Source organism: Leptothoe sp. EHU-05/26/07-4 (assembly GCF_043421015.1).
Taxonomy (GTDB): domain Bacteria; phylum Cyanobacteriota; class Cyanobacteriia; order Phormidesmidales; family Phormidesmidaceae; genus Leptothoe; species Leptothoe turfae.
Window position 1 is genome coordinate 179,895 of record NZ_JAXSQV010000005.1, and the last position, 26,828, is coordinate 206,722.

Consider the following 26,828-nt stretch of genomic DNA (forward strand, 5'->3'; position numbering starts at 1 on the left):
CTAGGGGGGAAAACTCCGGTCCTCCCCCTTACCAAGGGGGAGTTAGAGGGGGTAGTGCAACTGTGAGTGCTAGTTTTCAGGACTTGTGTGTACTCCGTAGTTTCTAAAGGGAAACTAGAGTGTTGCTGGATTGCTGAATAATCTGTAAGCCTCCCTGAATTAGCTGCCATTACCCGATGGCTAACCTTTGGGAAACTAAACGTGACTAGAAAACTGAGGACGGTTAGCAGTACAAAACGTAAGTAGCGGTGTCCTGGGGTTTGACGGAACGGATAGTTCATCTTAAAACGCTCCGTTTAAGGTTACCTGGCAGGAACTATGGATGTCTGGGGTGGTCACGAGCAGGACAATGTTACCTTGTTCGTCTCTGTTCCAGCCTTGGGCTTCGATCAGGGTGTCGGTAGTGTCAGTTTGTTGTGTACTGACGGGCTGAGGGATGGTTTGGCCTGCTGGGTAAATGTCTTCTTGAATGCCGTCGCTACTGAGGGGTTCGTAAGGGTTTGAGGGCAGTCCGCCCTGGCCTGTGGCGATAAATTGTCCGTTGCTGCCTGCTTGACATCCTTGGCTAATTTCTGGGGCGGCTAGACCGCTGGGTAATGGATCAATGCCTTCGTCTGGATCCACTTGCAGTGTGTCAATGATGACTTCGCCATCAATACCGGCTTCTGAGCTGGCATCAATGTCATTGGTCCTATTGCCAAATGTGGCTTTGTTTTCTTCGATGCCGAAGAGGGTGTTGGCTTGAATGGCGATGCGGCCACCGTTTCCTTGTCTGGCAATGGCTTGAATGTCGTTACCGTTGGGGCCATCTGGGGATAGGGCGATGATAAAGGGGGTGGTGATATTGACGTTGCCACCGTTGGCATCATTAAATGCTTCGGCAGAGATGAGACTGTCGCCTCGCAGAATTAGGGCATCTTCTATTTCTAGGTTAATATTGCCGTCTTCCCCTGCTTGTACGGAAGCAAGCAATTTACCGTCATTGAGTACGACGGTTTGTGCAATCACATCCAGCATGCCGCTGTTGCCGGTGCCTTCGCCGCTGACTTCTACTTCTGCTCCATTTTGTACTCTAAATTGACCGTTGGTTTGAATGTCGATGTCGCCTGCTGGGCCTGCCCCTGTGGAGCGGGTGGATAGGCTGCCGTTGCCGGTGAGGGTAATGCCTTCTGGGACTAGCGCTACGACTCTGCCGCCGTCGCCACTGCCGCTAGTTGCGGCTGAAATGTTGGCATTGTCTTGGAAGTTGACTGTCACCGCGTTGTTGTTATGGTTGGGACCCAGGGTAATCAGGCCAGCATTGGCAGGGCCTTGGGTTTCTGCCAGGATGCCGGTGGTTTCGCCGGAAAGGTTGATTTGGTCGATATTTAAGGTGACGCTACCTCCCTGGGTCGTGGCAGCGGCGGTGGCGGTGGCGGTGGCGGTAATGCGGGCTCCTGAGTTGGCGGTGAGTTGATCAGTATTGAGGGTAATGTTGCCGCCTCTACCTAGGGTGTTTGTTTCTGTTGTGATAAAACCATTTGAGAGGGTGACTTGATTAGCACCAGTGATGACAATATTTCCTGCATCGCCTTCTGTAGGCATGCCATCATCAGTCAAGTTCCCGACAGCCGATATGCTGGCAAGATCTTGAATAGTTAACTCTGGTGTACTGATAATGATATTACTGGCATTTCGTTGGCCTTTAGTTGCGCTGGTGATGCTACTGCCATCGTTAGCGAGAGAAACAAATTCCCGCGCATCTATATTAATTAGACCGGCAGCTTCTACATCAATGGCTGCACCAAATGTTTGCGTTGATATGCTGGAGTTTTTAAGCAGAGATAGTGTTCCAGTCTGAATTTCAATTTCACCAACGCTGCCAGCAGGATCAATATCATTGCCAAAGGCTTCGGCAATGATATCGCTGTTGTTGAGTATAATATTATTAGCAGTTACAGAAACCTTTCCGGCATTTCCTGCTCCATTTGTTCTGACACTGAGAATAGCATCATTCTCCAGAGATAGAGAGTCAGTAGAAATGATCAGGCTACCCCCGTTCCCTGAATCTCTAGTGTTGACACCAATAACTGAATCATCAAAAGTTATAGACTCGTTTGCATACAGCAAAATGTTCCCAGCATTATCTGGGCCAAATGTGGTGCTATCAATGGAACTCTTGGTAAACGCGATAGAATTGGCTCTGATAACAAGGCTACCAGCAGAACGATCAACGCTATCGGAGGAGAGATCTAAGCGGGCGTTTTCTACGAAAACATCAGCTAAGGGAGCATTGTTTGGATAGCTTAGACTGATGATGCCACCATCAATGTCTAACCCAACCGTAGTGGCACCATTGACACCACCTAATTCCACTCGACTACCGCGAGCTGTGATAGCCCCTGAACGGAAACCAGTGGGAGATCTTTCAATAATTACATCACCCCCCACCAACAGTAAGCTATTACCCTCTTGCACACTTAACCCAATCGTAAAAGAAGGCGGAGTGAAGTTGAAGGCAGCAGATTGATTAATAATTGGCTGAGGTGCAGATTGGCTAAATAACAACGCAGAAGGATCAACGGTTAGTCTAACCAGGTCAGAATTTGTATCAGTAGTACTGAAGCTGCCTTGATCTCCAAACTGGATTGCATCGGCTGTAGTGGCAACAAATGAGCCACCTAGTTCTAAACTTCCCCTGGGACCAAAAATAATGCCCTGGGGATTTATCAAAAACAAATTGGTGTCACTGGTAACATCGGTGCGAATGGTTCCCTCAATCATAGATAAGGGGCCATTCACTACGCGAGCGAGAATATTGACAAGGGCGGGATCATGGTCAAATGTAACTGTGCTCCCATCAGGCACTGAAAACTCACTAAAGCTATGGAATAAGTTTGTTCCAGTGAAGTCAGTGGTGCCCCCTGTGATGGTGCAACTGACGGCGCAGGATCCAGGGTCTGGAGTGGCCGTAGTGCCATCGGGTGTAACCTGTGCCCATGCAGCTTGACATGACAGTAAGCCGCAGACAAAAAGTTGGCTCGCAACCCATAGCCTAAAAATATATCGCTTTGCCATCACGCCTGCGCTTTAGCTTTCTAGTATTTTCCTGCAATTAGAATACATCCACCCGTCAACCCCGACTTACTTTAATCAATCTATCTACATCCAATCTATCTACATCTAAGTCATTATGTGGGTAAATGAGCCTGATACCCACATAATGACTTAGAGAGTACTTCAAGCAGTCATTGGTGTTGTCATGCCGATGACTGTTTTGAAATTAAGTAGACTGCATTCTTCCTACATAAGTCTGCTTAGAGGAGGGCTATGATACGGTGTAGGATAAAATAAGATGGCCTCCTCCATATACGCCAGCTGTACATTCACAAGCCCCTGGCCCAGAATCAGAAGCTTTAACCGCTGAGATAAACATTCCTCGACAAGGTTCACCATTTTGATAAACCCTAATAAAATCTGTTCCAGAAATTGACCCTGAAGCACCGCTAAAAGTAACAGTTTGATGAGACTGGGTAATGCTCGCAGTACCAATGGGTTCATCCCCATGACGAAACTCTAGTGCTGGGCCATTGAAGGGGCCATCACCCATATATGTAACGTTGTTGAGTGTGAGTGTTGCCATTTGTTTGATTCTCAGTAATAAAAATGGACATGTTTTAGTGACAAAGAGAGGGGCAATCCCTGGCCAATAGCGCAAACTCAGGGGACTTTGCGGCTATTACACATCTCTTGGTGACGACTCTTACCTTAATATAATGCTTCGCTTCGCTTCTGTTCGCATTACCCCGGTGGGTACTTTTGATACAGGGCGGATACCCGTGAATTATTTGTTTGAGTCAGAGCGAATCTGTTAATGCCAGTACACTAATAGTTTTAAGCACTACGCAACAGTATTTTGCTGTTTGAATACTCTGTGCCTTAACGCACTGAACCACTCAGTATAAAGGTTCTACTTAGGGTTGAAACCAGATTTTGCGTTATCTGCAATCTGATTTACTTCGCTCAAGTACGATTGTGATTAAGGGCTGCTGATCGGCATAGGTGTTTCCCAAATGGCATATAGCGGTTCTCATGTGGGATAAACTCAGCTCTTGCCCCTGGCGATGAAGTGTCAACCCGCCTTGGACTCCAAGTCGCAAGGCTAACTGGAACAAAACCCACTAAAGGGGTTAAGAGAACGGCAAACGCTATATGTATGGAGTTTCACAGCCAATGTTGTCGCTTTAGCGACAGCCCTCAATGAGCGCTCGGTTTTGAACCGGGCGTGGGTCTTAGGCTCGTCTCCTCGCCCAAGTGTGATTGTGATTAAGGAATGCTGATCGGCATAGGTGTTTCCCAAATGGCATATAGCGGTTCCCATTTGGGATAAACTCAGCTCTTGCCCCTGGCGATGAAGCTTCAACCCGCCTTGGACTCCAAGTCACAAGGCTAACTGGAACAAAACCCACTAAAGGGGTTAAGAGATCGGCAAATGCTATATATGTATAGAGTTTCACAGCCAATGTTGTCGCTTTAGCGACAGCCCTCGATTAGCGCTCGGTTTTGAACCGGGCGTGGGTCTGAGGCTCGTCTCCTTGTCCAAGTACGCTTGTGAATAAGGGATGCTGATCGGCATAGGCGTTTTCCAAATGGTATATAGCGGTTCTTATTTGGGATAAGCTCAGATCTTGCCCCTAGCGATGAAGCGTCAACCCGCCTTGGACTCAAAGTCGCAAGGCTAACTGGAACAAAACCCACTAAAGGGGTTAAGAGAACGGCAAACGCTATATGTATGGAGTTTCACAGCCAATGTTGTCGCTTTAGCGACAGCCCTCAAACCCACGCTCGGTTTTGAACCGGGCGTGGGTTTGAGGCTTGTCTGTACCCTAGGGGTGATTCACTTGTCAAAGCATATTCCTTAATACGACACCTGGGAAAGACGCCATTGGTTATCCAGGCCGCCTTTATGGCTACCGTGTAACTCATCTGAAAGATTATTAACATCGACTATGACGGCAACGGTCCCCCTTGGATAAGCTACGGTGTAAACACATCTCAAAAGGGAGTTCACCATCCTGCATTATCCCCCTTCGTAAGCTACTGTGTAAACACAACTGGAAGATGATTAGCATTGAGCATGATAAACAACGGTTCCCCTTACCAAGGGGAACCAACGGAGGGGTCTTCGGCCATTTTCGCAAGTGATCCAGACCCCTCCCTGACGGTTCCCCTTACCAAGGGGAACCATTAGCAGATTGTCTTGAAATAATTGAATCTTAAGGGGTTTGGACTTCGACGGTGAGGCTTCGACGGTGAGCTCAGCCGAACGGAACCTAAACAACCATAAACCCCTAACCCACACCCTAATCCACCATCAACCACGCCTTAAGATCATCCAAACTAGTCATCTCAAACACCTCATCCCCCAGCGCTTCTAGCCGCACCAGCGATAACCGATCTAGCTGTTCCACAACATCCTGAGGCATCTCCCCAAGCTTTCGAGTTAGCAGTCGTAAAATCAGTGACCTCGCCTGTTCTAAACGCCCTTCTTCTAAGCCCTCTAAGCGCCCTTCTTCTCGTGACGTATCCACAACATTATTGAGATCTCGATAATACTTAAGACTATTCTGATAAGAATCTTGCTCAGTGGGTGAAAAATTAGCAATTTCGGCAATTTCAAACAATTGTAGAAAGACCGGATCTTGAAAAGGCTGGGGCCGATCATCTAGCTCAGGCAAATGTCTAAGCAGATATAGCCATTGGTCTTGATGCGAAACCAGTTCTGTCAATGACTTCTGGAATTTAGGTAGTTCAATATAAACAAATTTGAGCTTATCGTAGAACACCTCGCAATGCTGATTCTTAAGTTCTACCGTGTGCAGGTAAGCGTTGTCATGTTTGTGATCATCAAACACAAAGTCCAATACCCCAATGGAATAAACAGGGGCTAAGTGATAGTTCCAATCCCCCTTCAGTGCTTGCTCTTGAATGGGGAAACTGGCATAGAAAACACTGCGGTCTTTGAAATAGTTTTGCTTGGCCTTTTGAATTTCAACAATAAAACGTTCCCCATTCTCTCCCTGGCAATAGAAATCAAAAATGGCTTTGCAGTCAATGGGCGTATTCCCCAACACCTCAGGCATTTGGTAGGCGAGAGTCTGTATGTGGTGATAGGCAGGCAGTAACGTATTCAGAAAGTCGATCAGCAGTGGCTTGTTCGGTTCAGAGCCAAAGACGCGCCTAAACCCAAAATCAGTGAGAAGATTGATATAGCGTTCTTGCAATGGGAAGGACATAGCGGCAACCGATGGCCAGGCACTGGCAACTTTGATGGTTGATATGGTCTAGTTTAATTGTAGCTAAGAATTTTGCCAGTACCCCTGCTGTACAACTATCTTTTAGGCAGCAGGGGGCTGGATATTTGATAGTTAATGGGGATCACTAAGGGGAGTGCACATCAATAAAATCCCAATCGCAAAATATAATATGTTGTAGGATGTCCTCACCTTACGAAGGCTACAGTGTATACACAACTGGAAGATTTTGGCATCGAGCATGACGAACACCGGTTCCTCTTACCAAGGGGAACCAACGGAGGGGTCTTCGGTCGTTAGCGCAAGTGATCCACACACCTCCCTGTCGGTTCCCCTTACGAAGGCTACCCTGTATACATAAGTCGGAGAGTCGCTCCAAATATCGAGCCCTCATCCCCCAACCCCTTACTCCCTAAGGGAGAAGGGGGGGCTGACCTCAAAGTCCTTCGCCCCTAGGGAGAAGGATTTAGGATGTAGACGCCAAAGCGGCTTCTCGCAGAGTGGGCCAATTCAAGGTCAGGTCTACTTTTTGGGACATTATCTTCTAGATGTGTATACACCGTAGCCTTACCAAGGGGAACCATTAGCAGACTATCTTGAAACAAGTGAATCTTAAGGAGTTTGACTATTCTCTCCGATTTATGTATACACGGTAACCCTTTTATGGACATATTTACATTTACTCAAGCAAGCATACCTAGAGTCTCTCCAATGCTGGGGGGACAAAACTCAAAGCCCCCAGCATTGCGAGTTTGACTTCGACGTGAGGCTTCGACGGTGAACTCAGCCGAACCGCTCAGCCAAACAGAATAAGAAGTCAGGAGTCAAGGAGGATATAGATCCTGACACCCAATAACCAACATCTCACCCAGCCAACATTTTCCGGCTTAAATTGATACCCATTTTATGGACGAAACTCTCTTAGCTGGCAAGAGACTTGGTGTAAGACTCTTCTATTATCATCACCATCTGCTGCTTAGCGTACGTGTTCTTCATGTGTTTTTTGACCGTGTTCAGAGCAATATGCAATTCCGCAGCAATTTCCTGATAGCTATAACCAATGCGATGAAGAATCCAGACATCTACTTCTCGTGGGCTGAGCCCATACCGGATCGCCTCAGTTATCGCTAAAATCTCTTTAGACTGTTTTTGGTTTTCTAAGATCACCAGAATGTAAGGACGATCACCACGGTTAAACCATCGCGCTCGAATGCGCACATGGCCGTGGGATTGTTTAAGTTTTAACTCTGATTCAGTAGCCGTTAGATGTGTAGGGAAATTCTTGCGACTGTTAATCAGAATTTGACAAGTATTCCAGATTTCTTGGGGGACTGAGTTTGTAGAAGGAAAATCTTGGTTGATGCGATCGCACATACATCGTGCCGAGCTATTACTCTCAACACATTGACCATCTTCGGTCAAAATCAAAATGCCATCACCATCATCACCACAATTCTGCACAATAGGCGTGATGATAGTCTCATTTGAAGCAGCAAGTGAATTGGATAAACATGCAGGTTGCAGATTGGCAGGCCGATTCAGGGAGCTTTGAAGTGTCATGGTCATCTCGGGATTGTCAAACTTAAATGCGGGAATTCGAGTGATCCGAGCCCATTAAAGGGTCTAACTGTTGTAGATGCAGATGGCATACCCAATCCGAATTCATGAAACCCGATTCAAAATAGACAATCCTGTAGGGGCATTGCCCTGGGGATGCACTGCGATACCGGGCGCTATCAATCAGGATTTTGTATTACTGATATATAGGGTAAAGTCGCGAAAAATATGCATATTTCCCCTAACTACGCCGTAAAGCGGAACAGTCTACGTATTTTCCACAAGTTCTTTATCTAGCCCTGGACTCCAGCTCCGATGCGTTAAACCACTTCTCGTGTAGTTGTTGCAAAAAGCCCTGCTGCTGATAGTCCAAAATCAGCTGATCGATGGCCTCCAATAGATTGGCATCATTTTCACGCACTGCGATACCGTAGCCCTCATGGGTCAATAACGTACCTGCTAGCTCAAACGAGTCAGGATTGAGATTAATAAAATGACGCAATGCCGGAGCATCCTGCACCAGGCCTTTAATTTTGCCATCTTCTAATGCGGTGACGGCGGCGGCAAAGGATGGATAGGTGACTAATTTGACCGGTTGACTCTGTAAAAATACTTCCCCGGTTGTGCCCTTTAATGCACCCACTGACTCACCACTGAGGGCCGCCAAATCCAGCTGATTTTCACTCAGCTGATGCACCGTCAGAGACGCAATAAAGTCCGCCACAATAAAGAAACTCAGCCCCATCCATAGGGTGGCAATCAAACGCCCAATAAACTTGGTCGGGGTGACATCGCCGTAGCCAAAGGTGCCCAACGTGACCACGGCAAACCAGATGCCCTGACTCACACCTCGCAGCGGATTCCCCGAAAAATGGTCATTATGTTTGTGCTCTACCAGCCAGATCAGGCCACCTACAGCGGTGCTACTGGCGAAGATCAGCACAATGGGGCGGAAATTTTGCCAGTTAAACATGCCGCTGGCAAAGGTGATCACCGTCGTCTTGGGTTTGGTGACCATCAGTTGTAGCCCAGATTGATAAAACGGATAGGAAAAGTCAAACCCTGCTGCTTCCCGTTGAGCTGTCACTGAAATACCCGAAATGGCCGCATCAACGTCACCGTTTTTGAGGCCCACCAATAGGTCACTGACAGATTCGTAAGTCACCCATTCGGTCTCTAAGGCCAGATCATCGGCGATGCTTTGCCATAGGTCGGCGCTATAGCCATAGGGCAGGGTGGCAGGCTCCAGGGAAACAAAGGGCGGTAGTTCTTTAGTGCCGACGCGAATCGTTAGCTTGGGTTGGGGTTGGCTGACAGGCAGCGTCTGCCATGCCTGGTCCAACGATTGGTCCCATGTCTGGGTAGATTGGCCCAGGGCAGCTGGTGGTGCTAACCATAGCCCCAGAGCTGTGCCCATCAGTGCGCTAAGGTATCTGAACATGACTCGCGATTTGTGAGCGGTTTTGCAATATGGATAATCTTGTAGGGGAATTCCCTTAGGGTCAACCGCTTTAACTCAACGGGCTGTAATGGGGATTACTTAAAAGGGTCTCCGCTGTTTGTATGGCAGTCGTTAATAGATGCGGGTATTTCACATCACCCAGGCGTTTACCGTGTTGATAGTGGTAATGCATCAGCCGTTGCGGGATATCTGATGAAGCGTAGATCCGTGCAGGCTGTAGTTGCCCCAACAGCCGCGCCTGTCGATAGTGAAAACTCTGGCAAAGTAACTGGTCTAAAACCTGGGCTGTATGGGTTTCGCATCGGCTGATGTGATCAATGAATAGGCTGTAGTGAGGTTTAGGCGATAAACAAGGTACCAGGCATTTAAACGCATTGTCTGGCAGGTCTAGCTGAGTTTCTAACTGAGTTAATGTCTGGCTGACGAAGGTTAAGGTGAGTTTCTCGCCCACCATGTCGCTGGTGCTATGGCTGCGGCCTAAAAAGCGTAGACAGGGGGTGGATTGATAATAGTGGGTGGGTTGGATGCGATCGCCCATGCGATACCGGTAGAGTCCACCTTTCTGGGAAATAATTACGCTGTAGGTGTGCCCTAGCTCCAGTTCATGCAGCAGGTGAATAGCGCCCGCTTCATCTTCAAACTCAAAGAAAACCTCTGTCAGCATAGGCACACAGCCATTTGCGCCCAGCAGCGGTACGGTCATGGGTGCTTCGGTGGCCAGTAACCCTTTGCCCTGGATCAGGGTATGGGGAAAATTGTTTTGCAAGGCACTCACCTGATCGGCTGCCAAAGCACTGTCCCAGCAGGAAATGAGTTTTAGCTTGGGCCACAAGGCTTCCCAGTTGATGGTTTCCTGACTCAGTAGGTGGGAGCGGGCTGGGGAGAGCTGGTGGGTGAGTTGCGATCGCAACGCCACTCGATGAGTGTGAATATAGTCCAGCTGCACCTTTAAAAAGCTAGGGCTCCAGATAGATATCGTCTCTAAATTCTCTGCCAACAACAGGGTTTTACACAGGTTTGCCTGAAACACCTCAGGGGTTTGGGGTTTATGGGCATCGGGCGGTGACACTAGAAATGGCTTAAGCAACCACCGCAGCCATAGATCTAAATATTCAGAGTCGTCCTGTAACCCCGCTGGCGTTTCTCCAGGGGCCAGCAGCTTGGGAGAAATGCACATATACACGTTCCCCGTCTCAAACCCTGGACCATTGACAATCAGGTCATGGGCCCAGACGCAAAATAAAGTGTTAAAAGACTTTCGCAAAGCACGAGTATAGGGAATCTGTTTGGCGGGACCGCTACTGCCCGATGTTTTTTCATAAAAGAGAACAGGATCTGTATTTAGAGAATTGTTGTCTTCGATCCAGGGCTGCAAATCCCCATAGGTGACTATCGGAATCTTGTGCCAGTCATCAACAGACTTAATTCCTAACGATTTGCCATACTTACTTTGCATTAATTGTTGAAATAATGCGTTTTGCAACGTTTGCTGGGTAGCCTGCGGTTGTGACAACGTTTTATAAAATCGCTTGGCGGTTGGGGCCAGCAGTGAGCCAAATCCCCTAATCAGCCAGTCCATGGTTTTTCTCCTCAGCGCTATGCTCCTCAGCACTATTAACAGTGCTATTGGGATAAATCTCACTACCGGCTTCTAAGTAGCTGCCTACGGTGATCATGGCCCCTGGCCCAATGTAAGAACCTGCGCCGATAAAACTACCATCCCCAATGGTGATGGGTTTTAGATAAAGCATCAGGTTATCCCGTCGCGGCTTAATGATGTGACTGTACAGGCCCACGCGATGGCCAAACACCACGCCATCGCCAATGGTCAACAGCCCGCGATCGGCAATTTCTAAGGCCGGTGTCCAGTACACCTGTTTGCCTATGGTTGCCCCCCATAGCCGCAGCCATGCAGAGAACACACCGGGCACCAATCTCAACAGAGTTTCTAACGCCGGAAACGCAATGTAGATCAGTTGAAACTGATGACTGCCCCACCAGGGAGAATAATCACTGCCCTGGAGGTAGCTGATGCCATTCTCAAGGGGATAAACAGAATGATGGATGCGATAAGACAGTATGGGAAACCCATAGAGAAAAAACAGGCACAGCATTACGCTCCATAGGCTGTGTTCCCAGATGCCGTAGGCTAAAGAGACTGTCGCTAAACTTAATGTTAGGGTGGGGAAAAAAGATAAAAATTTACTTAACAGAGTCATGATTGATGTCGCGGCGGGGACCAACCCAGATGGCAGCCCCCGTGACCAGCGGAAGCAGGGCGGAAATCCCCCCAAATAGCAGGGGATAGGTTTTAACGGCGGGAACGGTTAAAACAATGGCAAAAACAAGGCCACAGTATAGTAATGCCGCAAAGGGGATCGCGCAGATGATAATCAACATCAGGCGCTCATTGGATTCTATTGAAGACATGGGGTAAAACAACAAATAAATTGAACAGAAGATCAGTCTAGCGAATGTGTCTGTATACATGTTGCTTGCGGAGTTGCTCGTGGATATAGTAGCTGTCGCCATAGGCTGAAAGGCAATGTTTGCCCTAGGGCTAACGGCCATTGGTCGGACTGCTGCCAGGTGCCATGGAGACGATCCCACAGCTTAAAATTGGCACCATAGTTGCAAGCCTGGGCCGCACTCTGGTGATGCCAGCCATGATCCTGAGGCAATATTAACCAGCTGGATAGACAGTGGTATAACCAGCTGCCTGGCTGGGGACTAAACTGGCTATGCCGCCACAAATCTAAGGCTGCGGTGAGGCTGACGCCTAAAACATAGGCGGTGGGGTCTTCCAATAGATAGATAAACAGTCCATGGACCCATAAATAAATAATTAAAAAACTACTCCATAGGGTATTGCGGGATGTGCCTAAAACATCCATGGTGCTGACGGTGTGGTGTACCTGGTGGGCACACCAGCCCCAGGGACTATGGAGAAAACGATGATTCCAGTAATAGAGATAGTCCACCGCAACAAAGCTAAGAACAAAGGCGAGCAGGGGATGTAATGCTAGACCCTGTTGCCAGTGGGGAAGTAGTTGCTGGTACAACGTTTGTAAACAGGTGAGTTGAACCAGGGGTATAAGAAGTCCCTGTACCCATAAACCGGCACTGTCTAGAATCCAGTCATGCAGGGTTTTCTGGGTAAGTTCTGACCAGCTACACCAGGCGGTGAGGCTGACTAAAAGAACAAAAGTACCAAAAATAATCATGGTTTATACCCAAAAGGTAATGTCAGCGGATTGGTCCGGCAAGGTGCGTGGGTCCTTGCCTGTGGCGATCGCATCTCGAATGGATTCGACAAAAATGTGAATGGTGTCGGCGGGGGTGTGGTGAAAGTGGGTGCCATACTTTGCGATCGCATCCCCCTGCACTCCCAAGGCCCCAAGGTCCTGGTCAATAATGCGCTGGGCAGTCCATCGCACCAATGGCTTGGCCAGCTTATTCCAAATGCCGTAGTTAAATGTCACATCGGTATACACCAGCGTGGAATTCTCCGTTTCTGGAATCGACTGACTCGTGATAAAACAGCGACGGTGGGGACCCATGGTATATTCCACGCTGGTCACATTGGGCATATGAAACGAGTCTCGATGACAGATTTCATGGCCCTGGGGGTTTAAGAACCAGCGGGACCAGCCCAGGTTATTGGTTTCATTGCGATAGGTGGCGGTGACGCTACCCTGATGTCGTGTGACCGTCATGGCTAGCTGTTGTTGCCGCGCTGTTCGAAAGATTCCAGGATGTACGGAAACTGTATGGGGAATATCGATAAAGTTCTCCGCGCAGTTGGTAACGTTGTTGGCAAAGCGATTGATCACTCGCACCGTTTCCCAGCCTGGTGTTTGAAAGTGGGGCATGGCAAACGGTTGAGTCTCCAATCCGCCCCGCAGCCGCACATACACATAGCCATCTTGTTCACAGGTATCGTAGGCTTTGGCACAACGATTGGAGTTAGCAGCGAATTGTTCTCCTTCGGCGGGCACATGGGTGACCTGCCCTGTGGGGGCATATTGCCAGCCATGGTAAGGACATTGCAGCTGTCCTTGATGCACCTTGCCTCCGGAGAGTCTGGTGTTTCTATGCAGGCAGCGGTCTCTGAGGGCAACGGGTTGGCCATTTTCTCCTCGAAAAATAACCAGCCATTCATCTAAGACGGTGCGTTGTAAAACAGTTTTAGGTTTTAGCTGTGTGCTCAGGGCAACGACATACCAAAAATCCTCAAACTGAATTGGGAGGGTTATCGGGACTTCCATAGGGACAAATTTTCAGGTCGTGGGTGATATCAAGCTGACAGGCAAGGCGTGCATTGGGGCAATCGGGAGCCAGTACCTCCAGAAGTTCCTGCTCCTCAGGACTAGGGGGCGGAACGTCTCCTGTGACGGTGACTAAGCAGGTGCCACAGATACCGGTGCGGCAACCGAAGAGTATGGGAGAGTTTTGGACGGTCAGGGTGTCAGCGAGGGGTGTGTGGGCTGCAAGGGGCACGGCGGCGTGATTGGTGTCAGGGAAAGAGATTTTGCAAGACATGCCCTCATCCCCCAGCCCCTTCTCCCCAGGGAGAAGGGGAGAAAGAACCTAAACTATTCTGCCTTGGTAATTTAGAGTTAACCTTCAAAGTCCCTCTCCCCAGGGAGAGGGATTTAGGGTGAGGGCCAAAATCCTGAGAACCAAGATGCTCCTGGGAGAAAGCATTAGGGTGAGGGCTCGACCACCTCGAAGGCACCAACCCATTCACATACCTCACGTAGTGGGCAATGGGCTCATCTACCGGCAATAGCCGTTCAGTGCTAAACCGAATATTGTCATAAATCATGCTATCTTCACCGCGCAGGGCATAGTAGCTCAGCCGTGTTAGCCACAGCAGTAGGTGAGTGATTAGCCAACCGATGATGCCTGGACGTTTTTGGGTGACATAAATCGGCTGAATAAAGGTCTCCCCTGACTCTGTGGGTCTATAGGCATAGAGCATATATAACTGGGGGATCCAGCGCACCGCTTTCATCATGGTCAGTAACCCCAGGCAGCCGTGGGCATAGCGCATGGAGTAGGCATAGCGCGCTCCTAAAATGGCTCGACCTAAACGCTCTCGCCAATTGGTATTGAGAAACTCGCCGCTGAGGGTAAAGTCAATGTGTTCTCCCTCTTGTTCCAGTGAGAGTTCGAGATCCACGGGTAAATGGTGCACGGTTTGCAGGTGCTGCACATCAATGCCGTTGATCATGCAAATGTGATGATGACATTTGCGGGTTAGGGGGCGATCAGCGACAACGGCCAGTTCATGGTGCTTGAGTTCATCAAATTCTGCCACCGCTGTCGGTGCCATACTATCTGGGTAAATCCAAATAAAGCCGTACTTTTCTTCCGTGGCATAGGATTGCAGCGTAGCCCCAGCAGGAATGTGATCCTGGCAAGGAATATCCTGGCATTGACCGTCGCCGTCAAAGGCCCAATGGTGAAAGAAACAGCGTACGTGGTTACCGTCGACACTGCCAATGCCCAGGTCAGTGCCCATGTGGGGGCAATAGGCATCCAGGGCTCGGATGTTGCCGTCTTGACCCCGAAAAATGGCAATGCGTTGGCCACAGATGTCAAAGGATTTAACGGTTTCTTTGGGGATCTCTTTAGAGGCTGTGACCAGGTACCAGCCCCTGGCAACAATATCCCAGTTGTTAAATATGGTTGTCATGGTTATTTGTTTTCAATACGCTTATCAATCATTCGGGCAATTTTTCGGATAATCGTTTAAGTTGGCGGGCTGAGCGCCGCCAAAGCCCGCCAACACCCGATCCTGAAAAAATCTAAATAATGCTTGCCGCTGTGTGCACAGATATCTCTCAATCGAAGCGTTTTGCATAATCGCCATGGTGCGATTGCTGGGCCACACATAATCTAAGGGGTCTAGATACGCTTGGTAGGAGGCCATGGCTTCCTGGTGGGTTTTATAACTGCGGTGTAAGCCCTCAGATTCTTCTGTGAAACAAGCCTGCATCATGGCTTTAGCGTCACCATCGTCCATGGAGAAGAGGGGCGATCGCAACAACTGATACACCTTGGGATACAACGCCGGATCATGCCAAAAGATGCCGTTGACGGCGACTGAAAACTGCTGATGGTCCTGCTGACAGCCACGAATGCCAAGGTTGGCCACGAATGCTTCAAATGGTGTGGGCTGCGGTAAACACTGGATCACCTCATGGGAAAGCAGCGTGGAACTATTAAAGTGAAAGCTCTCATCCATAAAGTGGTAGAACGAGATCTTGGCTGGAATCGGTGCATTCTCCTGGTCGTTATGGGTTTGGTAGTAGCGACTGAGCTGATGCTGCACCAGTTTGCCATTGAGGGTGCGCAGTCCGCGCACTGTAAAATACTGACAAGCAAGAAAACTGTTGCAGGCAGAGATGAGGCCAAAGGCCTGGAGCTGTAGTTGCTTCCACCAGCGTTTTAGCTGGTTAGTATCTGCAAAAATCATGGTTTCGGTAAACGGTCCCCGCATGGGATAGCTAAACAGTCGCTTACCCAATAGGGCCTGTTCCGTTTGGTCTGCCACGCTGCGAAACGCGCTGATGTGGGCGCGCTCCTGGGAAGATTCCAGGTCTAACATGTCGCAGATGGTGCGAAACCCATCGTGGGCATACAAAGCAGCGGCACTGGTCTGGTTAAAAAAGATGGTGGCAATTTCAGCGGAGATAATTTGAGTATAGTAGGCCACCCAATACAGCTGATTTAATACTGTTCTTTGGTACTCGCTGGCCTGGTGCCATAAAGGAGTGCCATACAGCAGTGAGAAGGTTTCAGGATTCCAATGGCTATCACGGCAAGCGTCATAGCTAAATGCCTGGCCAGCGTCATCTAAAAGCTCAGTATTATCTTGCTTTTGATTACGTTGATAGTTGATTTCTAATCGGCGCTGTAACGGGATGTTCAGTAATATGTTCCTGGGGTCAGATTGACTGTTACTTGGCTTGTTCTGCTTTTCTAGGTTCTCTTTTTGGAGTAGCTGATCGGTATGATAATTTTTATCCATAGTTAGCGGCCTCCTCGGCATTGAGGGGGGTGAACAAATCTTGGTCTGCGAGCTGGCTAACGATGCCATGGTTGGTGCTAGCCATGAGATGCTTTAAAAGCTGTAGCCGTTGATGGCCGTGAGTCACAGTGTCTAACTGTTGCAAGATTTGGATACGTTGGGGGCGAGAAAGATGACCTTTTGTGGTTGCGATCGCAGCCACCACCCGCTGGGGACCTATGCGCACCATTTGCAAAAAAGTCGCCAGGCAGTCCACAATGGCAGCTTTACTGTTGCCTGATATCTCAGCCTGATTTAGCAAGGTGACTCCGGTGCCATGGTGCCGTGCCTCCGCCTGTAGGAAACTTTGGAATAAGGCCCTCAGTGACGAGTCGGTACAGGCCCTGGCCAAGCTGCGATAGTGGGTTAGCCCCCACCCCTCTAACACGACTTGCAAAACAAATAGAAGAACGGTTTTGTCAGCACTCTCAACGATGTCAGAGAGTAACTGTAAAAACGGATCGTTGAGTTCTGTAGGGGCTATGTCTGATGCAGCATAAGGCTGTAACTGAGCCAAATGCATGGTTTCATCTGCCGCAAACAGACTATAGAGCATACGTTCTTGGGCACTGTCAGCCAGCAGCACCATCTTGGCCATATACCCCACACCGGCCTGCTCGATAAATAAAGACTCTTGTAATAATCCCCGATTTAACTGTTGCAAAATGTGGTGTTGTTCGCAGTCAGCAGACTCTTGAAAGATAGATACCCGATCTAAATCAAAATATTGGGGCTGCCAATAGATAGACGAGGCGTTAGACTCATTGATGATCTCTCGTTCTCCTAGGGCAGCGGTCAATATGCGGTTTATCTTGTTATTTGCCGTTAATGTTGGCAGGTCAAAACCAGATACTTTTCTAAGGTTAGGTATGGTCATGTTACGCTCCTCCAATCTCCCCAGCTCAAAGCTTTTTGTCGATTGAGATGTTGGGCAAATTGAACGATTGATCGGTCTGCTTTTAGAGGTGTTTTAAAGTGAAATCGAATGCCCTGAAAGACTTGAATATCTCCGGTGGAAAAGTAGGCGGCGACCTGTCGAGTTATCCATAGAACAACTGGATTCATGAACCTGCCAGCAAAACGCTTAGGGGTAATTAATAGGGTCCAACCCTCGGTTTTTCCGCCTGGGGTAGGCCGTAGGGCAAACATAATGTGAAAGTGAAAAAAGTCTGGCCCGACGGTGACTGTGCCGGTGCTGCCATACCAGTAACACATCTTATAGGTCACTTCATTCTGATACAACGGACGAATGAGTTTAACAAACTTTGAGGCTTCCCCACCACGGGTTGTGTTGTCTAAACACAGTGCATTGTCATTCAGCGCCTTGGCTTTAAATCGCACTTCTAGGGGCAAATTGTGAACTGAGTTAAAGTGATGGGCATCAATGGCGTTGATCATCAATACATTAGGGTGGCAGTTACGCTCAAAGCGATAGCTTAAAGCCGCATCACAATCCATACCTTCTAACTCAGGCACATACGGCGGTGGATATTTGGGAGTCTTACCGGTCCAAACCCAAATCATGCCGTAGTGTTCAGCCGTAGGCCATGGGCAAAGCTTTGCGTTAGCCATGATCGTTTGGTGTTGGCCACAGGCTGGAATCTCAATGCACTGCCCCGTCTGGTCAAATTGCCAACGATGCAGCGGACAGCGAATAGTCTCACCATGGATCGTTCCCTGGGCCAATGCGGCCCCCATGTGGGGACAATGGCCGTCTAACGCCACCACCTGGCGGGTGCGGGTGCGATATAGAACCAGTTCTCTTCCCATCAGGGTGAGGGACTGTGCCTGCCCTGGTTTTAAGCGATGGCATGGCAACGCCCAATACCAGCCTTCAACAAATCGATCAGAACGATTAAAGACAGGATTTTTCTCTTGCGTTTGCCCAGCGAGCTGATCAGTGTCATGGGCTGTGGTTAACGATTCGATATTCATAACAGCTAGGCCACTAAACAGCTAGGCCACTAATGTGTGATTGCGACTAAACCACATGCGGCGACCAGCAGCCGTCAGGTTTTCAACGCAGATTTCTGTCAGGCACACTAACTCATCCCCTTGACTATTATCTGGATTGGCTTGCTCAAAAAACTGGATATGGGGATCTGAGCGCCGTTCTGGTGGCACGGTTCCCAGAATAGGAGAGAGCTTTTGGGGCTGTGTAAACCGTACAATCCCAGATACTGGGTCATAGGTGTTGCCAAATTGTTGTCGAGCGAGATTGTCCATTAACTGCTGCATGGGTTCTGGTGTGGGCTGATCATAGCGAGGATAAAATGTTTTCCAGAATGTGGGTAGGAGGCGGTAGGTGCGAAAGCCGGATGAAATCAGTAACCAAAAAAGACGTTTGTCAGGGTGACGCAGCTGATTGATAGCCTGAATCCAGGCTCGGGGTAAGGTGGCACTACTCCAGGCCGTAGGATCAACAATCGTGTCCCCAGAATAAACAACACTTAAAGGCTCCCCATTTACGATCACATCGTAAAGTCGTAGGGTGGAAAATCCTTTTAATTGCTCCATGGTGTCTTTGATCAATAAAACCCAATTTTTATGGGCCAAATCCATCGAAAATATGTCTGGTGTCACACCGCTAAAATGGTGCTTGAGCAGACGATACATGGCTGCACGGTCGTCCGTCTTTAATTCGTGAATAGAAACCAGTTGGGAATGCATCATGGCGTGGAACTCAGGTGATTGCGTTACTCCCATTGGTGTAGTTAACGGGTGGCCTAGCCAACGGGATTAGCAAAGTTCTGCTGAGTGAGAACTTTGCTGTGTCTGTTTGAATTTAGCCTGATCTATTTGTGAATAGGCAATGAGGCTAATGAATGCATACCGTAGAGTGTGTGGTACTACGTAACGATGCGTAGTCAGGCGAAGTTATAGGCAACGTCACCCACAAGGTTCCTCATTTGGCAAAATTTGTGGTTAATCGGGCAAAAAGAATTATCTGTCATAAAGGTTTAATGAAATCAATCAAAATCACCCGTACTCTTTCTGAGGGCTCGTTAGCTTAAGGATACTTTTGTCCCCTGTTTAATAATCCTATGTCGTCACAGCCATCTGTTCAGACGGGCCAACCATCGCAGCAACCATCCAAGCCACGTAGTAAGGGCAAAGCGATCGCAAGACTAATTTTGCTTGCACTTTTAGCGATGGGCACATGGGTGACCCTGTTCACCACCGGGGTGGTTACCTTGGGTGGGGTTCCCTACTCGATATTGATAAAAGTGTGGCGAACTCCAGCCACCCGCGCTGCTCTGTTGCGCAGAGATTCGTACGCATTACATGACCTGATGGATAACATGGGCATTGAAGCCGAAATCAAGAGGTACTACAGCAAGCGTATTAAAGACCCGGTGGAGTTAGACCAGCATATTCATCAAATCCTCTACGACCGGACCCGTTACGTGGGTGAGAACTATGTGGTGGTGAGAGGCAAGCTCATACCGAAAAGCTATGACATGGTTGAAGAATTGTATGAATGTCCCGAATGTTAGATTCCAGGGTTAGATTCAGGGATAATTATGCAGCAATCCATATCAAGGTGACTTAATCTGAGGAAAATCCTGGAGGATTAGCCGAAAATTACCTTTTTATAAAAGTTTCATAAATTCACCTACGGGTACTTAGTGCTTTTTCGAACGACTCGCTAGGTTAAGTACATTCCACATTACTTTCCTGTTTCCCGTCATGTACTCACTTCGGTCTGTCCAGGCTCGCCAAAAGTCCAATAAAACCATGGGCAAGGTGATTGTTGCGGGAGCCGTCGGTACGCTCATGGCTGTCGGTACATGGGTTGTGTTATTTACAACCGGGGTGGTGACCTTAGGCGGGGTTCCTTACACCATCCTCCTGAAAGTGTGGCAAAATCCAGCGGCACGCTCTGCACTCTTAGGTGGCGAGGAAACCGAACTCCATAATTTAATGGGTAGTTTGGGCATTGAATACGACATCAAAGAGTACTATCGCGATCGCATCCAGGACCCCGTTAAATTAGATCAGCATATTCACCAGATCCTCTTTGACCGCACAGGCTATGTTGGGGAAAACTACACCGTTAGGGGCCGCACCCTGGTCCTAAAAGATCCTAGCAAGCTTGAAGAGTTACGGAATTGCCCTAATTGTTAGTTAGTGAATTGGTTAGCTGGTTAATCTAAGATTTTATCGTCGCAGTAGTTTGGCCTTCAATTGATCAAACAGCAGTTTTGCTTCAGGTATCCCTAGAAGCATAGCGGCAGCAGCAAATATCCCTAAACTGACTGCTCCAGCTACACATAAGACCACTAAATTTACGAGAAAACCTTCAGTACCCAGCCAGGTTTCTAAACCCAAGCGACTTAACCAGGCAGCAGCCCCTGACACACCACTGCTGAGCAGCAGCAAACCTAAGGGCTGAGCCCACTCAAGCCAGGGCAGCCCGTTGATTTTGCGAGATAGCAGTATCAACAGTGCCACCATGGATACTAAGTTGACGCCTACGGTGGCTAACACCAAGCCGGGGGCTCCGTATCGGCTAATTAAAATAAAGTCCAGTAGAGCATTCAGCCCAATGTTGAACAGACTGATGCGAAAGGGTGTATCGCCATCGCCGAGGGCATAGAACACCCGCACCAAAACATCTCGCCCCAGATAGACAAACATGCCGACACCGTAGGCAATGAGTACTGATGTGACCAATTGGGACGCGTTTTTATCAAAAGCCCCCCGCTCATACACCACCCGCACCATGGGTAAGGCTAAGGTGATGAACAGGGCACTTAAGGGCAGCATGGTCAATGCTGTCAGCAATAATCCCTGACGGATGCGTTGTTTTAGTTCATCCCAGTGAATGGGGTCCGCTAACCGGGCAAAAATCGGTAAAAAGGGCACCAAAATAACATTGGAAATAATCCCTAGGGGAGTTTGCACCAGGAGATTGGCGTAGTCTAGCGCCGCAATGGTACCGGGTAAAGCCGCCGCAAAAAACAGATCCACCTGTACATTGATCTGCATCATGCCCGATGAAAAGGTAGCTGGTCCCAGGACATTGAGCACATCTTTAACGGCTGGATCCTGGGTATTAAATCGCAGCCGCAGTCGGCCCAGGCCCTGTTTCCAGAGCACCGGTACCTGGACTAACCACTGGAGCACTGCGCCGACCAGCGTGCCGATGGCCAGGGCCGCACCGCCCACGAGGGCATAGCCAGGTTCCGAAATTTTGTCCCCCAGGGTGAACAAAACAACCCCCAAAGAGACAATCACGGCACTGCTAGAAAACAGGGGACTAATGGACGGTAGCCAATAGTGATCAGCCGCATTCAGGGTGCCAAAACCAATGCCGATGAGTCCGGCAAACATGGCCATGGGGGCCATAATGCGGAGCTGCAAAATGGCAATATCTCGGGTGATGGCACCCGCCTCTACGTTTTCGCTCAGCCGATTCCCCAATATGCCAATAATGGATGGGGCAAAGATAACAATGGCCAGGGTGACAAACAACAGGCCGATCCCGACTAAGGTTGTAATGGTTTCTACCAGCGGAGCGATTTCACTCTTTTTACGATTAGCGACGCCTCGCACAATAGCGCTGTGGAAGGGGCCATTAATGCCCCCCAACAACACCAATAAAAAACCAGGGATAGCGTAGGCTAGACCATAGGCATCGGCCACGGGTCCGACAGCAAATGTGGCAGCAATGGCCTGGGTTCTGACTAAGCCAAAGACTTTGCTAATTAATGTTGCGATCGCAACAATGCCGGCAATACCAGCTAAAGAACGTTTTGTCACTGGACCCTCAACACTGAATACTCAACTATGGCGTGTTGTGGAGCCAAGTACAAATTGATCAGTGACAATGGCTGACCCAATTTTATGACGACTACGTTTCAAGCCCTGTATAAAAGATAATTAAATCTGTACTAAAGAACAAAACTGTAGTGAAGACAAAAACCACCCTGCCCTTCTGCCAGTTTGCATTCCAAGAATTTCACAGGAATTAGAGATTAACAAGTTTTGCACCACAGTTCAATACGTAATTTTACGGGGGCTGACCGTTGAACAGCAGAAATTCGATAGAGGCTCTGGGGGCCTAAATTTTCGAAAAAGCGACCTGGGCGGTCTTTAGGGTGGTTTACCCCCCTACACTGAACTCATCTATTATTTGTTGTTGAACCTTATTTCTGATGAGTCCCATCCAGGTCCATACCTTTCCCCCCCTATTAGAAGGCAGGCTAATCAAGCGCTATAAGCGGTTTATGGCCGATATTGAACTGGCGTCAGGAGACATTGTGACGGCCCATTGCCCCAACACAGGCCCGATGACGGGGGTTTGTCACGTCAATGGTCGGGTCATGGTGTCCCAGAGTGATAATCCCAAACGCAAGCTTGCTTACACCTGGGAGCTAGCGGAGGTCAATGACAATGGGCCTGTTTGGGCGGGCGTGAATACGGCGTTACCGAATCGTGTGATTCAAACGGCCCTTAACGAACGCATTTTTGACCAACTGGGTGCTTACGACACGGTTAAGCGGGAAGTCCCCTACGGCACCAAAAGTCGAATTGATTTTTTACTCACCACTGACGACCGACCGATATACATCGAAGTCAAAAACTCCACCTGGGCTCAGGGGCAGCTTTGCCTGTTTCCCGACACAGTGACTACCCGAGGGCAAAAACACCTACGAGAACTCACCGCACTATTGCCGGAATCCCGAGCAGTGATGCTGTACTTCATCAACCGAGGCGACTGTGATCAGTTTGCCCCTGGTGATAGTGCAGACCCTGACTATGGTCAGCTGTTGAGGGATGCGATCGCAGCAGGTGTGGAGGTATTACCATGCCGATTTGATATTTCTCCAACCGGTATCGACTACATCGGATTGGCTGAACTAGTGCTATAGCGCAAAACATTTCAAAACATTTAAAGGGTAACTCTTTAAGGCGGGAAATAAATACAGCTTTCAGGTGTGTATAAATAAACACCTCAGTCAAAGACCAGAAAAAGAGCTCTGCAGCAATGCTCAGAGCCATGTATCGTACCCATGCAAAGTAAAGTTGGGAACGATGTCTCTTACTATACGAGAGCGCAGTCAAAAAGTCGCCGATTGTATCAAAACGAATGCAAAGCAAGGGATAGAGTCGATAGCAACCACCCTTGGCATCAGCAAAAGTAGTGTGCATCGTCATCATCAGGCCATTGCACGTCGCAACCAGCATCCGGAATCAGGTTTGTGGGAAACTGCGGCTGGGACTGCCTGGCTATTACGTCTGGTGGTGGGGGTGATCTATCACTTTGGCATTAAGCACGGGGTAGGAGCCGAGAGCCTATCGGAGTTCTTCAAAGCCGTTCACCTCGATACCCATGTGGGGAGTTCTGCGAGTGCGCTACGTCAACTCAAACACCGTCTCTATGAGGCCATAATGGCCTACGAAACGGCGCAAGCCGAGCAGTGCCAACCGGTCAACAAACCTGGCATCTGTCTCGGAGGGGATGAAACCTTTTTTGGCCTGCCGATTCTGGTGCTGGTGGAGTTAGCCAGTGGGTTCATTTTTACAGAAGTGGAATGTGAGAACCGCCGTTATGACACTTGGCTCAAACAGACTGAGACCTGGTGGCATCAGACCCAATGGCAGTGTCACTTTATGGTCAGTGATGGAGCTCGTGCCTTGGTCAAACTAGCGCTCTGCGGTCTGGGAACAGCCAGTGTGGCGGATCTATTCCATGCGATGCGGGCGCTCGGACGTCCTATCGGCAGTGCTCTGGGACGTCAACTCGCTCAGCTTGAAAAACAAGTAGACACCCTTCACCACCAATTAGGCCAAACAACAGACAAGGCCAAGCAACAGGTCTTGTCTTCGCAGCTAGAGTCCCTCTCTCACCAACACCAACAGCTTGAACAAGATCAACACATTTACCATCAGGCCTTGGCAGACATTAGCCAAGCGGTCCATCCCTTCACGCTCGACACGGCCCAATGGCAATTCTTCGACGGCTTAACCACACAACTGACCGTTCCCTTGAGCACCTTGAGCAAGTTGACTTGTCTCTATGGGGGCGATACGGCTCAAAAAGCGATTGCCACCTTTCAAGCTCAGATCCCCCATTTTGCCACGGGGATTCATGCCTGGTGGCAGTGGGTGATCCAGGCCTTAGCCACTGAAACTCAGGAGGTTGACCTCCAAAATTGGGTACTGACAGCCTTGTTGCCCTGGGTCTACTGGTTACAACAAGCTGATAAAACTCGACAGCCTCACCTCAAATCTCGCTATCAACAGGCCGCTAGCGATGCCTATGATCAGCTCATGGCCCAGACGATGACCCTACAGATGGATGCCCCTCAACACCAACACTGGGTGCAGTGGTGTCAGTGGATGTGTGCAAAGTATCAACGCACCTCCTCTGCTGTCGAAGGGCGCAATGGCTATTTGTCGCAGCGCCATCATGTCAACCGAGGCTTTTCTCATCAGTCGTTGAAGGTGCTTACCATTATTCACAATTTCGACCTGAAACGACCCGATGGCACCACCGCCGCACAACGACTCTTTAGACAGCCTTTTCCGGACCTATTTGAATGGATTCTCAGTACGATTGATGAGCTGCCAATGCCTAGACGGTCATATAAAGCACATCAGATACAACCGTTACACGCAGAACTTTTCCCGGCTTAAGTTGTTACCCCATTTAAATATGCCGCAAATGGAATGCATATGAACTTTTTTAGAGATTGTGCGTAGATGTTATGTGCTTTTTGATACGAATTTTCCGTGGCAATGGCTACCTTTTTGCAAAGAAATTGATTCTTATCTTTTGGCAAACTTTTCCCCACAGAATCCACAAGTTTTCCACAGGTAGGCAGGGGTTTTCCACAAGTTTTCCACAGGTTAGAACGAAAGATAAACCTGTAGCTCCAGTTCTGGGGATAGCAACGTGAATCTAATAATTATGAGAAAGAGTCGATTTAAGACAAAGTAATGTTAAGAAAAAAGCTGAAAACCCTATTGACTTCGTTCTTTTAAAAATAGTGATTGTGAGATGCTCAATCATATTGACGTTGACAATGCCTCTCGCCATTAGCAAAATTATTTGACCACCACCGGGTTATCACGGTCCCAACGACATGCGATTTTGACGTTCACAGTGTTTTCAATGGGATTGATGATTTCTTGCTGCCCTCCTGCAGTTACATTCCGTGCATTCTCAGGACGGACGTGCTGCAACTATTGAGGTTTTCCCATCCATGAAAATTACTGTTAGTATCCTGGCGGAGATTCCTGAAGAACTCCATGAATCCTTAAAGGGCTATTTGGAGAATCATCCTGCATGGGATCAAGATCGGGTATTTTCGGCAGCGCTGTCGTTATTCCTTCTGCAAAACGGTGACAGCGATCGTCGAACGTCCAAAGTTTATCTAGATACTCTGTTCAATTACGCTGCCTAAGAAGGGGTATTTGGGTGAATGGGGCCTACTGATTTAAGAGAGTTGTCTAACTCCAACGATTAACAAACAATAGAGCTATTTTCCTTTGTCAGTGAGGTGTTTTATCGCATTTACCTTCCTGATAAAGGGAAATAGGTTGATCGATGTCAACAACTCGAATTCAGAGGTATTAGACGATCTAGCTGCACTCTTCTGGAATGATAATTCTCGGAGTAGAAGGCTCTTCAGCCCTTATGGCCTAAGAGTTTTGGGTATATTAGTATCATGCAATAGTTTTTAGCTCTATCCATGGCTGAGCCCTCTGCCTACCCCAGTTCGCGTCCTTTGACTAGCCAATCTGCCCAAGAATTACAACAGGTTTTTCAGCAGATTACTCACCACAGTTGTCCCCATCACTACAACTTTCATATGCATACCCATTGCTCCGATGGGAAGCTTAGTCCTGGTGAGCTGATGGAGCAAGCTATTAGTCTTCAACTTAAGGGATTTTCCATTACGGACCACCATACGATTCAAGGCTATAAACAAGCCTGTCAATGGTTGGAAAATTGGCGTTGGAAGCACCCGTCAACTTGGTCGGCCAGTCATCAGGCAAAACTACCCAGGCTTTGGTGTGGTGTTGAAATTACATCTAGCTTGCTGGATGTGGATGTCCATATTCTGGGCTATGCGTTTAATCCAGAACATGCAGCCTTCAAGCATTATTTGCAAGGGGGATCTCCCAGCGGGAATGACCGGGATGCCGCAGTCGTCATCCGGGCAATTCAAGCGGCTGGAGGGGTTGCTGTTTTGGCCCATCCAGTGCGATACCGCCGCCCCCCTGAAGAGCTGATTCCAGCTGCCGCCGCCTTGGGCATTGATGGTGTGGAAACGTATTATGCCTACGACCACCCGCCTGAATGGCGACCGACACCCAAAAAAACAGAACGTGTGCAAGAGCTGGCAGATACCTATGATCTGCTTAGTACCTGTGGCACGGATAGTCATGGGATGACACTGACGCGTCGAGTTTAAGCATCGCG

Annotated in this window: 24 protein-coding genes; 6 read left to right on the plus strand and 18 right to left on the minus strand. The window is 48.7% G+C overall.

The annotated features are described in order from the left end of the window. Positions 1–282: 282 nt before the first annotated feature. The 17 genes from U2F10_RS19350 to U2F10_RS19430 all read right to left on the minus strand — a co-directional run bounded on the left by U2F10_RS19350 (position 283) and on the right by U2F10_RS19430 (position 19,063). Positions 283–3,057 (minus strand): two-partner secretion domain-containing protein, encoded by a 2,775-nt coding sequence (locus U2F10_RS19350; RefSeq protein WP_499873073.1) that lies wholly within the window; start codon positions 3,055–3,057, stop codon positions 283–285. Between the two features lie 250 nt (positions 3,058–3,307). Continuing rightward, positions 3,308–3,622 (minus strand): hypothetical protein, encoded by a 315-nt coding sequence (locus U2F10_RS19355; protein WP_499873074.1) that lies wholly within the window; start codon positions 3,620–3,622, stop codon positions 3,308–3,310. A 519-nt stretch (positions 3,623–4,141) separates the two neighbouring features. Continuing rightward, complete coding sequence (locus U2F10_RS19360; RefSeq protein ID WP_499873075.1) at positions 4,142–4,360, minus strand: hypothetical protein; 219 nt, start codon at positions 4,358–4,360, stop codon at positions 4,142–4,144. Positions 4,361–5,342: 982 nt separating this feature from the next. Then, the gene (locus U2F10_RS19365; protein WP_499873076.1) at positions 5,343–6,275 is read right to left on the minus strand and encodes an Rpn family recombination-promoting nuclease/putative transposase; all 933 of its coding nucleotides are present in this window, start codon (positions 6,273–6,275) and stop codon (positions 5,343–5,345) included. Between the two features lie 939 nt (positions 6,276–7,214). Next, positions 7,215–7,853 (minus strand): helix-turn-helix transcriptional regulator, encoded by a 639-nt coding sequence (locus tag U2F10_RS19370; protein WP_499873077.1) that lies wholly within the window; start codon positions 7,851–7,853, stop codon positions 7,215–7,217. Positions 7,854–8,139: 286 nt separating this feature from the next. Then, positions 8,140–9,267 carry a transporter substrate-binding domain-containing protein gene (locus tag U2F10_RS19375; protein ID WP_499873078.1) on the minus strand — a complete coding sequence of 376 codons (1,128 nt, stop codon included), beginning with the start codon at positions 9,265–9,267 and terminating at the stop codon, positions 8,140–8,142. A gap of 94 nt (positions 9,268–9,361) precedes the next feature. Continuing rightward, positions 9,362–10,891, minus strand: coding sequence for a GH3 family acyl-acid amido synthetase (locus tag U2F10_RS19380; protein ID WP_499873079.1), 1,530 nt, complete (start codon positions 10,889–10,891; stop codon positions 9,362–9,364). Then, a complete protein-coding gene (locus U2F10_RS19385; RefSeq protein WP_499873080.1) occupies positions 10,875–11,531 on the minus strand; it encodes an acyltransferase in 657 nt (218 codons plus the stop codon). Before U2F10_RS19385 ends, U2F10_RS19380 begins: the two co-directional genes overlap by 17 nt. Beyond that, the gene (locus tag U2F10_RS19390) at positions 11,515–11,742 is read right to left on the minus strand and encodes a hypothetical protein (protein ID WP_006516505.1); all 228 of its coding nucleotides are present in this window, start codon (positions 11,740–11,742) and stop codon (positions 11,515–11,517) included. The genes U2F10_RS19385 and U2F10_RS19390 overlap by 17 nt, the downstream gene beginning before the upstream one ends. A gap of 32 nt (positions 11,743–11,774) precedes the next feature. Then, positions 11,775–12,536: a sterol desaturase family protein gene (locus tag U2F10_RS19395; RefSeq protein WP_499873081.1), complete on the minus strand. Its 762-nt coding sequence runs from the start codon at positions 12,534–12,536 to the stop codon at positions 11,775–11,777. A gap of 3 nt (positions 12,537–12,539) precedes the next feature. Further along, complete coding sequence (locus tag U2F10_RS19400) at positions 12,540–13,556, minus strand: aromatic ring-hydroxylating dioxygenase subunit alpha (RefSeq protein WP_499873307.1); 1,017 nt, start codon at positions 13,554–13,556, stop codon at positions 12,540–12,542. Beyond that, a complete protein-coding gene (locus tag U2F10_RS19405; protein WP_499873082.1) occupies positions 13,546–13,854 on the minus strand; it encodes a 2Fe-2S iron-sulfur cluster-binding protein in 309 nt (102 codons plus the stop codon). The genes U2F10_RS19400 and U2F10_RS19405 overlap by 11 nt, the downstream gene beginning before the upstream one ends. 4 nt (positions 13,855–13,858) lie before the next feature. Beyond that, positions 13,859–15,013 carry a Rieske 2Fe-2S domain-containing protein gene (locus U2F10_RS19410; protein WP_499873083.1) on the minus strand — a complete coding sequence of 385 codons (1,155 nt, stop codon included), beginning with the start codon at positions 15,011–15,013 and terminating at the stop codon, positions 13,859–13,861. Between the two features lie 24 nt (positions 15,014–15,037). Then, complete coding sequence (locus U2F10_RS19415) at positions 15,038–16,351, minus strand: P-aminobenzoate N-oxygenase AurF (protein WP_499873084.1); 1,314 nt, start codon at positions 16,349–16,351, stop codon at positions 15,038–15,040. Beyond that, entirely contained in the window at positions 16,344–17,267 is a 924-nt protein-coding gene (locus tag U2F10_RS19420; RefSeq protein ID WP_499873085.1) for a ferritin-like domain-containing protein, read from the minus strand. Before U2F10_RS19420 ends, U2F10_RS19415 begins: the two co-directional genes overlap by 8 nt. Beyond that, positions 17,264–18,325: an aromatic ring-hydroxylating dioxygenase subunit alpha gene (locus U2F10_RS19425; RefSeq protein WP_499873086.1), complete on the minus strand. Its 1,062-nt coding sequence runs from the start codon at positions 18,323–18,325 to the stop codon at positions 17,264–17,266. Before U2F10_RS19425 ends, U2F10_RS19420 begins: the two co-directional genes overlap by 4 nt. Before the next feature lie 21 nt (positions 18,326–18,346). Then, positions 18,347–19,063: a hypothetical protein gene (locus tag U2F10_RS19430; RefSeq protein WP_499873087.1), complete on the minus strand. Its 717-nt coding sequence runs from the start codon at positions 19,061–19,063 to the stop codon at positions 18,347–18,349. Between the two features lie 371 nt (positions 19,064–19,434). Here U2F10_RS19430 and U2F10_RS19435 point away from each other — a divergent pair, with 371 nt between their 5' ends. Both U2F10_RS19435 and U2F10_RS19440 read left to right on the plus strand, forming a co-directional pair. Continuing rightward, entirely contained in the window at positions 19,435–19,887 is a 453-nt protein-coding gene (locus U2F10_RS19435; protein WP_163662924.1) for a hypothetical protein, read from the plus strand. A gap of 193 nt (positions 19,888–20,080) precedes the next feature. After that, the gene (locus tag U2F10_RS19440; protein WP_163662921.1) at positions 20,081–20,518 is read left to right on the plus strand and encodes a hypothetical protein; all 438 of its coding nucleotides are present in this window, start codon (positions 20,081–20,083) and stop codon (positions 20,516–20,518) included. Positions 20,519–20,551: 33 nt separating this feature from the next. Here U2F10_RS19440 and murJ read toward each other — a convergent pair whose 3' ends face one another. Further along, positions 20,552–22,156, minus strand: coding sequence for a murein biosynthesis integral membrane protein MurJ (gene murJ / locus U2F10_RS19445; protein ID WP_163662918.1), 1,605 nt, complete (start codon positions 22,154–22,156; stop codon positions 20,552–20,554). Between the two features lie 395 nt (positions 22,157–22,551). Here murJ and sfsA point away from each other — a divergent pair, with 395 nt between their 5' ends. The 4 genes from sfsA to U2F10_RS19465 all read left to right on the plus strand — a co-directional run bounded on the left by sfsA (position 22,552) and on the right by U2F10_RS19465 (position 26,820). After that, entirely contained in the window at positions 22,552–23,268 is a 717-nt protein-coding gene (sfsA, locus tag U2F10_RS19450) for a DNA/RNA nuclease SfsA (protein ID WP_163697137.1), read from the plus strand. A 163-nt stretch (positions 23,269–23,431) separates the two neighbouring features. Then, the gene (locus U2F10_RS19455; RefSeq protein WP_499870936.1) at positions 23,432–25,036 is read left to right on the plus strand and encodes a DUF6399 domain-containing protein; all 1,605 of its coding nucleotides are present in this window, start codon (positions 23,432–23,434) and stop codon (positions 25,034–25,036) included. Positions 25,037–25,605: 569 nt separating this feature from the next. Continuing rightward, the gene (locus U2F10_RS19460) at positions 25,606–25,806 is read left to right on the plus strand and encodes a DUF2811 domain-containing protein (protein WP_006516492.1); all 201 of its coding nucleotides are present in this window, start codon (positions 25,606–25,608) and stop codon (positions 25,804–25,806) included. Positions 25,807–26,094: 288 nt separating this feature from the next. Further along, positions 26,095–26,820, plus strand: a complete 726-nt coding sequence (locus tag U2F10_RS19465; protein ID WP_163662913.1) for a PHP domain-containing protein — start codon at positions 26,095–26,097, stop codon at positions 26,818–26,820. Positions 26,821–26,828 lie beyond the last annotated feature (8 nt).

Coding starts and splice junctions, on each gene's coding strand:
- U2F10_RS19390 (WP_006516505.1), bottom strand. CDS start 11,742: ATGTCTTCAATAGAATCCAATGAGCGCCTGATGTTGATTATCATCTGC.
- U2F10_RS19365 (WP_499873076.1), bottom strand. CDS start 6,275: ATGTCCTTCCCATTGCAAGAACGCTATATCAATCTTCTCACTGATTTT.
- U2F10_RS19440 (WP_163662921.1), top strand. CDS start 20,081: ATGTACTCACTTCGGTCTGTCCAGGCTCGCCAAAAGTCCAATAAAACC.
- U2F10_RS19405 (WP_499873082.1), bottom strand. CDS start 13,854: ATGTCTTGCAAAATCTCTTTCCCTGACACCAATCACGCCGCCGTGCCC.
- U2F10_RS19455 (WP_499870936.1), top strand. CDS start 23,432: ATGTCTCTTACTATACGAGAGCGCAGTCAAAAAGTCGCCGATTGTATC.
- U2F10_RS19460 (WP_006516492.1), top strand. CDS start 25,606: ATGAAAATTACTGTTAGTATCCTGGCGGAGATTCCTGAAGAACTCCAT.
- U2F10_RS19425 (WP_499873086.1), bottom strand. CDS start 18,325: ATGAATATCGAATCGTTAACCACAGCCCATGACACTGATCAGCTCGCT.
- U2F10_RS19385 (WP_499873080.1), bottom strand. CDS start 11,531: ATGACTCTGTTAAGTAAATTTTTATCTTTTTTCCCCACCCTAACATTA.
- U2F10_RS19355 (WP_499873074.1), bottom strand. CDS start 3,622: ATGGCAACACTCACACTCAACAACGTTACATATATGGGTGATGGCCCC.
- U2F10_RS19375 (WP_499873078.1), bottom strand. CDS start 9,267: ATGGGCACAGCTCTGGGGCTATGGTTAGCACCACCAGCTGCCCTGGGC.
- U2F10_RS19465 (WP_163662913.1), top strand. CDS start 26,095: ATGGCTGAGCCCTCTGCCTACCCCAGTTCGCGTCCTTTGACTAGCCAA.
- U2F10_RS19420 (WP_499873085.1), bottom strand. CDS start 17,267: ATGACCATACCTAACCTTAGAAAAGTATCTGGTTTTGACCTGCCAACA.
- U2F10_RS19395 (WP_499873081.1), bottom strand. CDS start 12,536: ATGATTATTTTTGGTACTTTTGTTCTTTTAGTCAGCCTCACCGCCTGG.
- U2F10_RS19350 (WP_499873073.1), bottom strand. CDS start 3,057: ATGGCAAAGCGATATATTTTTAGGCTATGGGTTGCGAGCCAACTTTTT.
- sfsA (WP_163697137.1), top strand. CDS start 22,552: ATGAGTCCCATCCAGGTCCATACCTTTCCCCCCCTATTAGAAGGCAGG.
- U2F10_RS19410 (WP_499873083.1), bottom strand. CDS start 15,013: ATGACAACCATATTTAACAACTGGGATATTGTTGCCAGGGGCTGGTAC.
- U2F10_RS19370 (WP_499873077.1), bottom strand. CDS start 7,853: ATGACACTTCAAAGCTCCCTGAATCGGCCTGCCAATCTGCAACCTGCA.
- U2F10_RS19380 (WP_499873079.1), bottom strand. CDS start 10,891: ATGGACTGGCTGATTAGGGGATTTGGCTCACTGCTGGCCCCAACCGCC.
- U2F10_RS19415 (WP_499873084.1), bottom strand. CDS start 16,351: ATGGATAAAAATTATCATACCGATCAGCTACTCCAAAAAGAGAACCTA.
- U2F10_RS19430 (WP_499873087.1), bottom strand. CDS start 19,063: ATGATGCATTCCCAACTGGTTTCTATTCACGAATTAAAGACGGACGAC.
- U2F10_RS19360 (WP_499873075.1), bottom strand. CDS start 4,360: ATGGGAACCGCTATATGCCATTTGGGAAACACCTATGCCGATCAGCAT.
- U2F10_RS19435 (WP_163662924.1), top strand. CDS start 19,435: ATGTCGTCACAGCCATCTGTTCAGACGGGCCAACCATCGCAGCAACCA.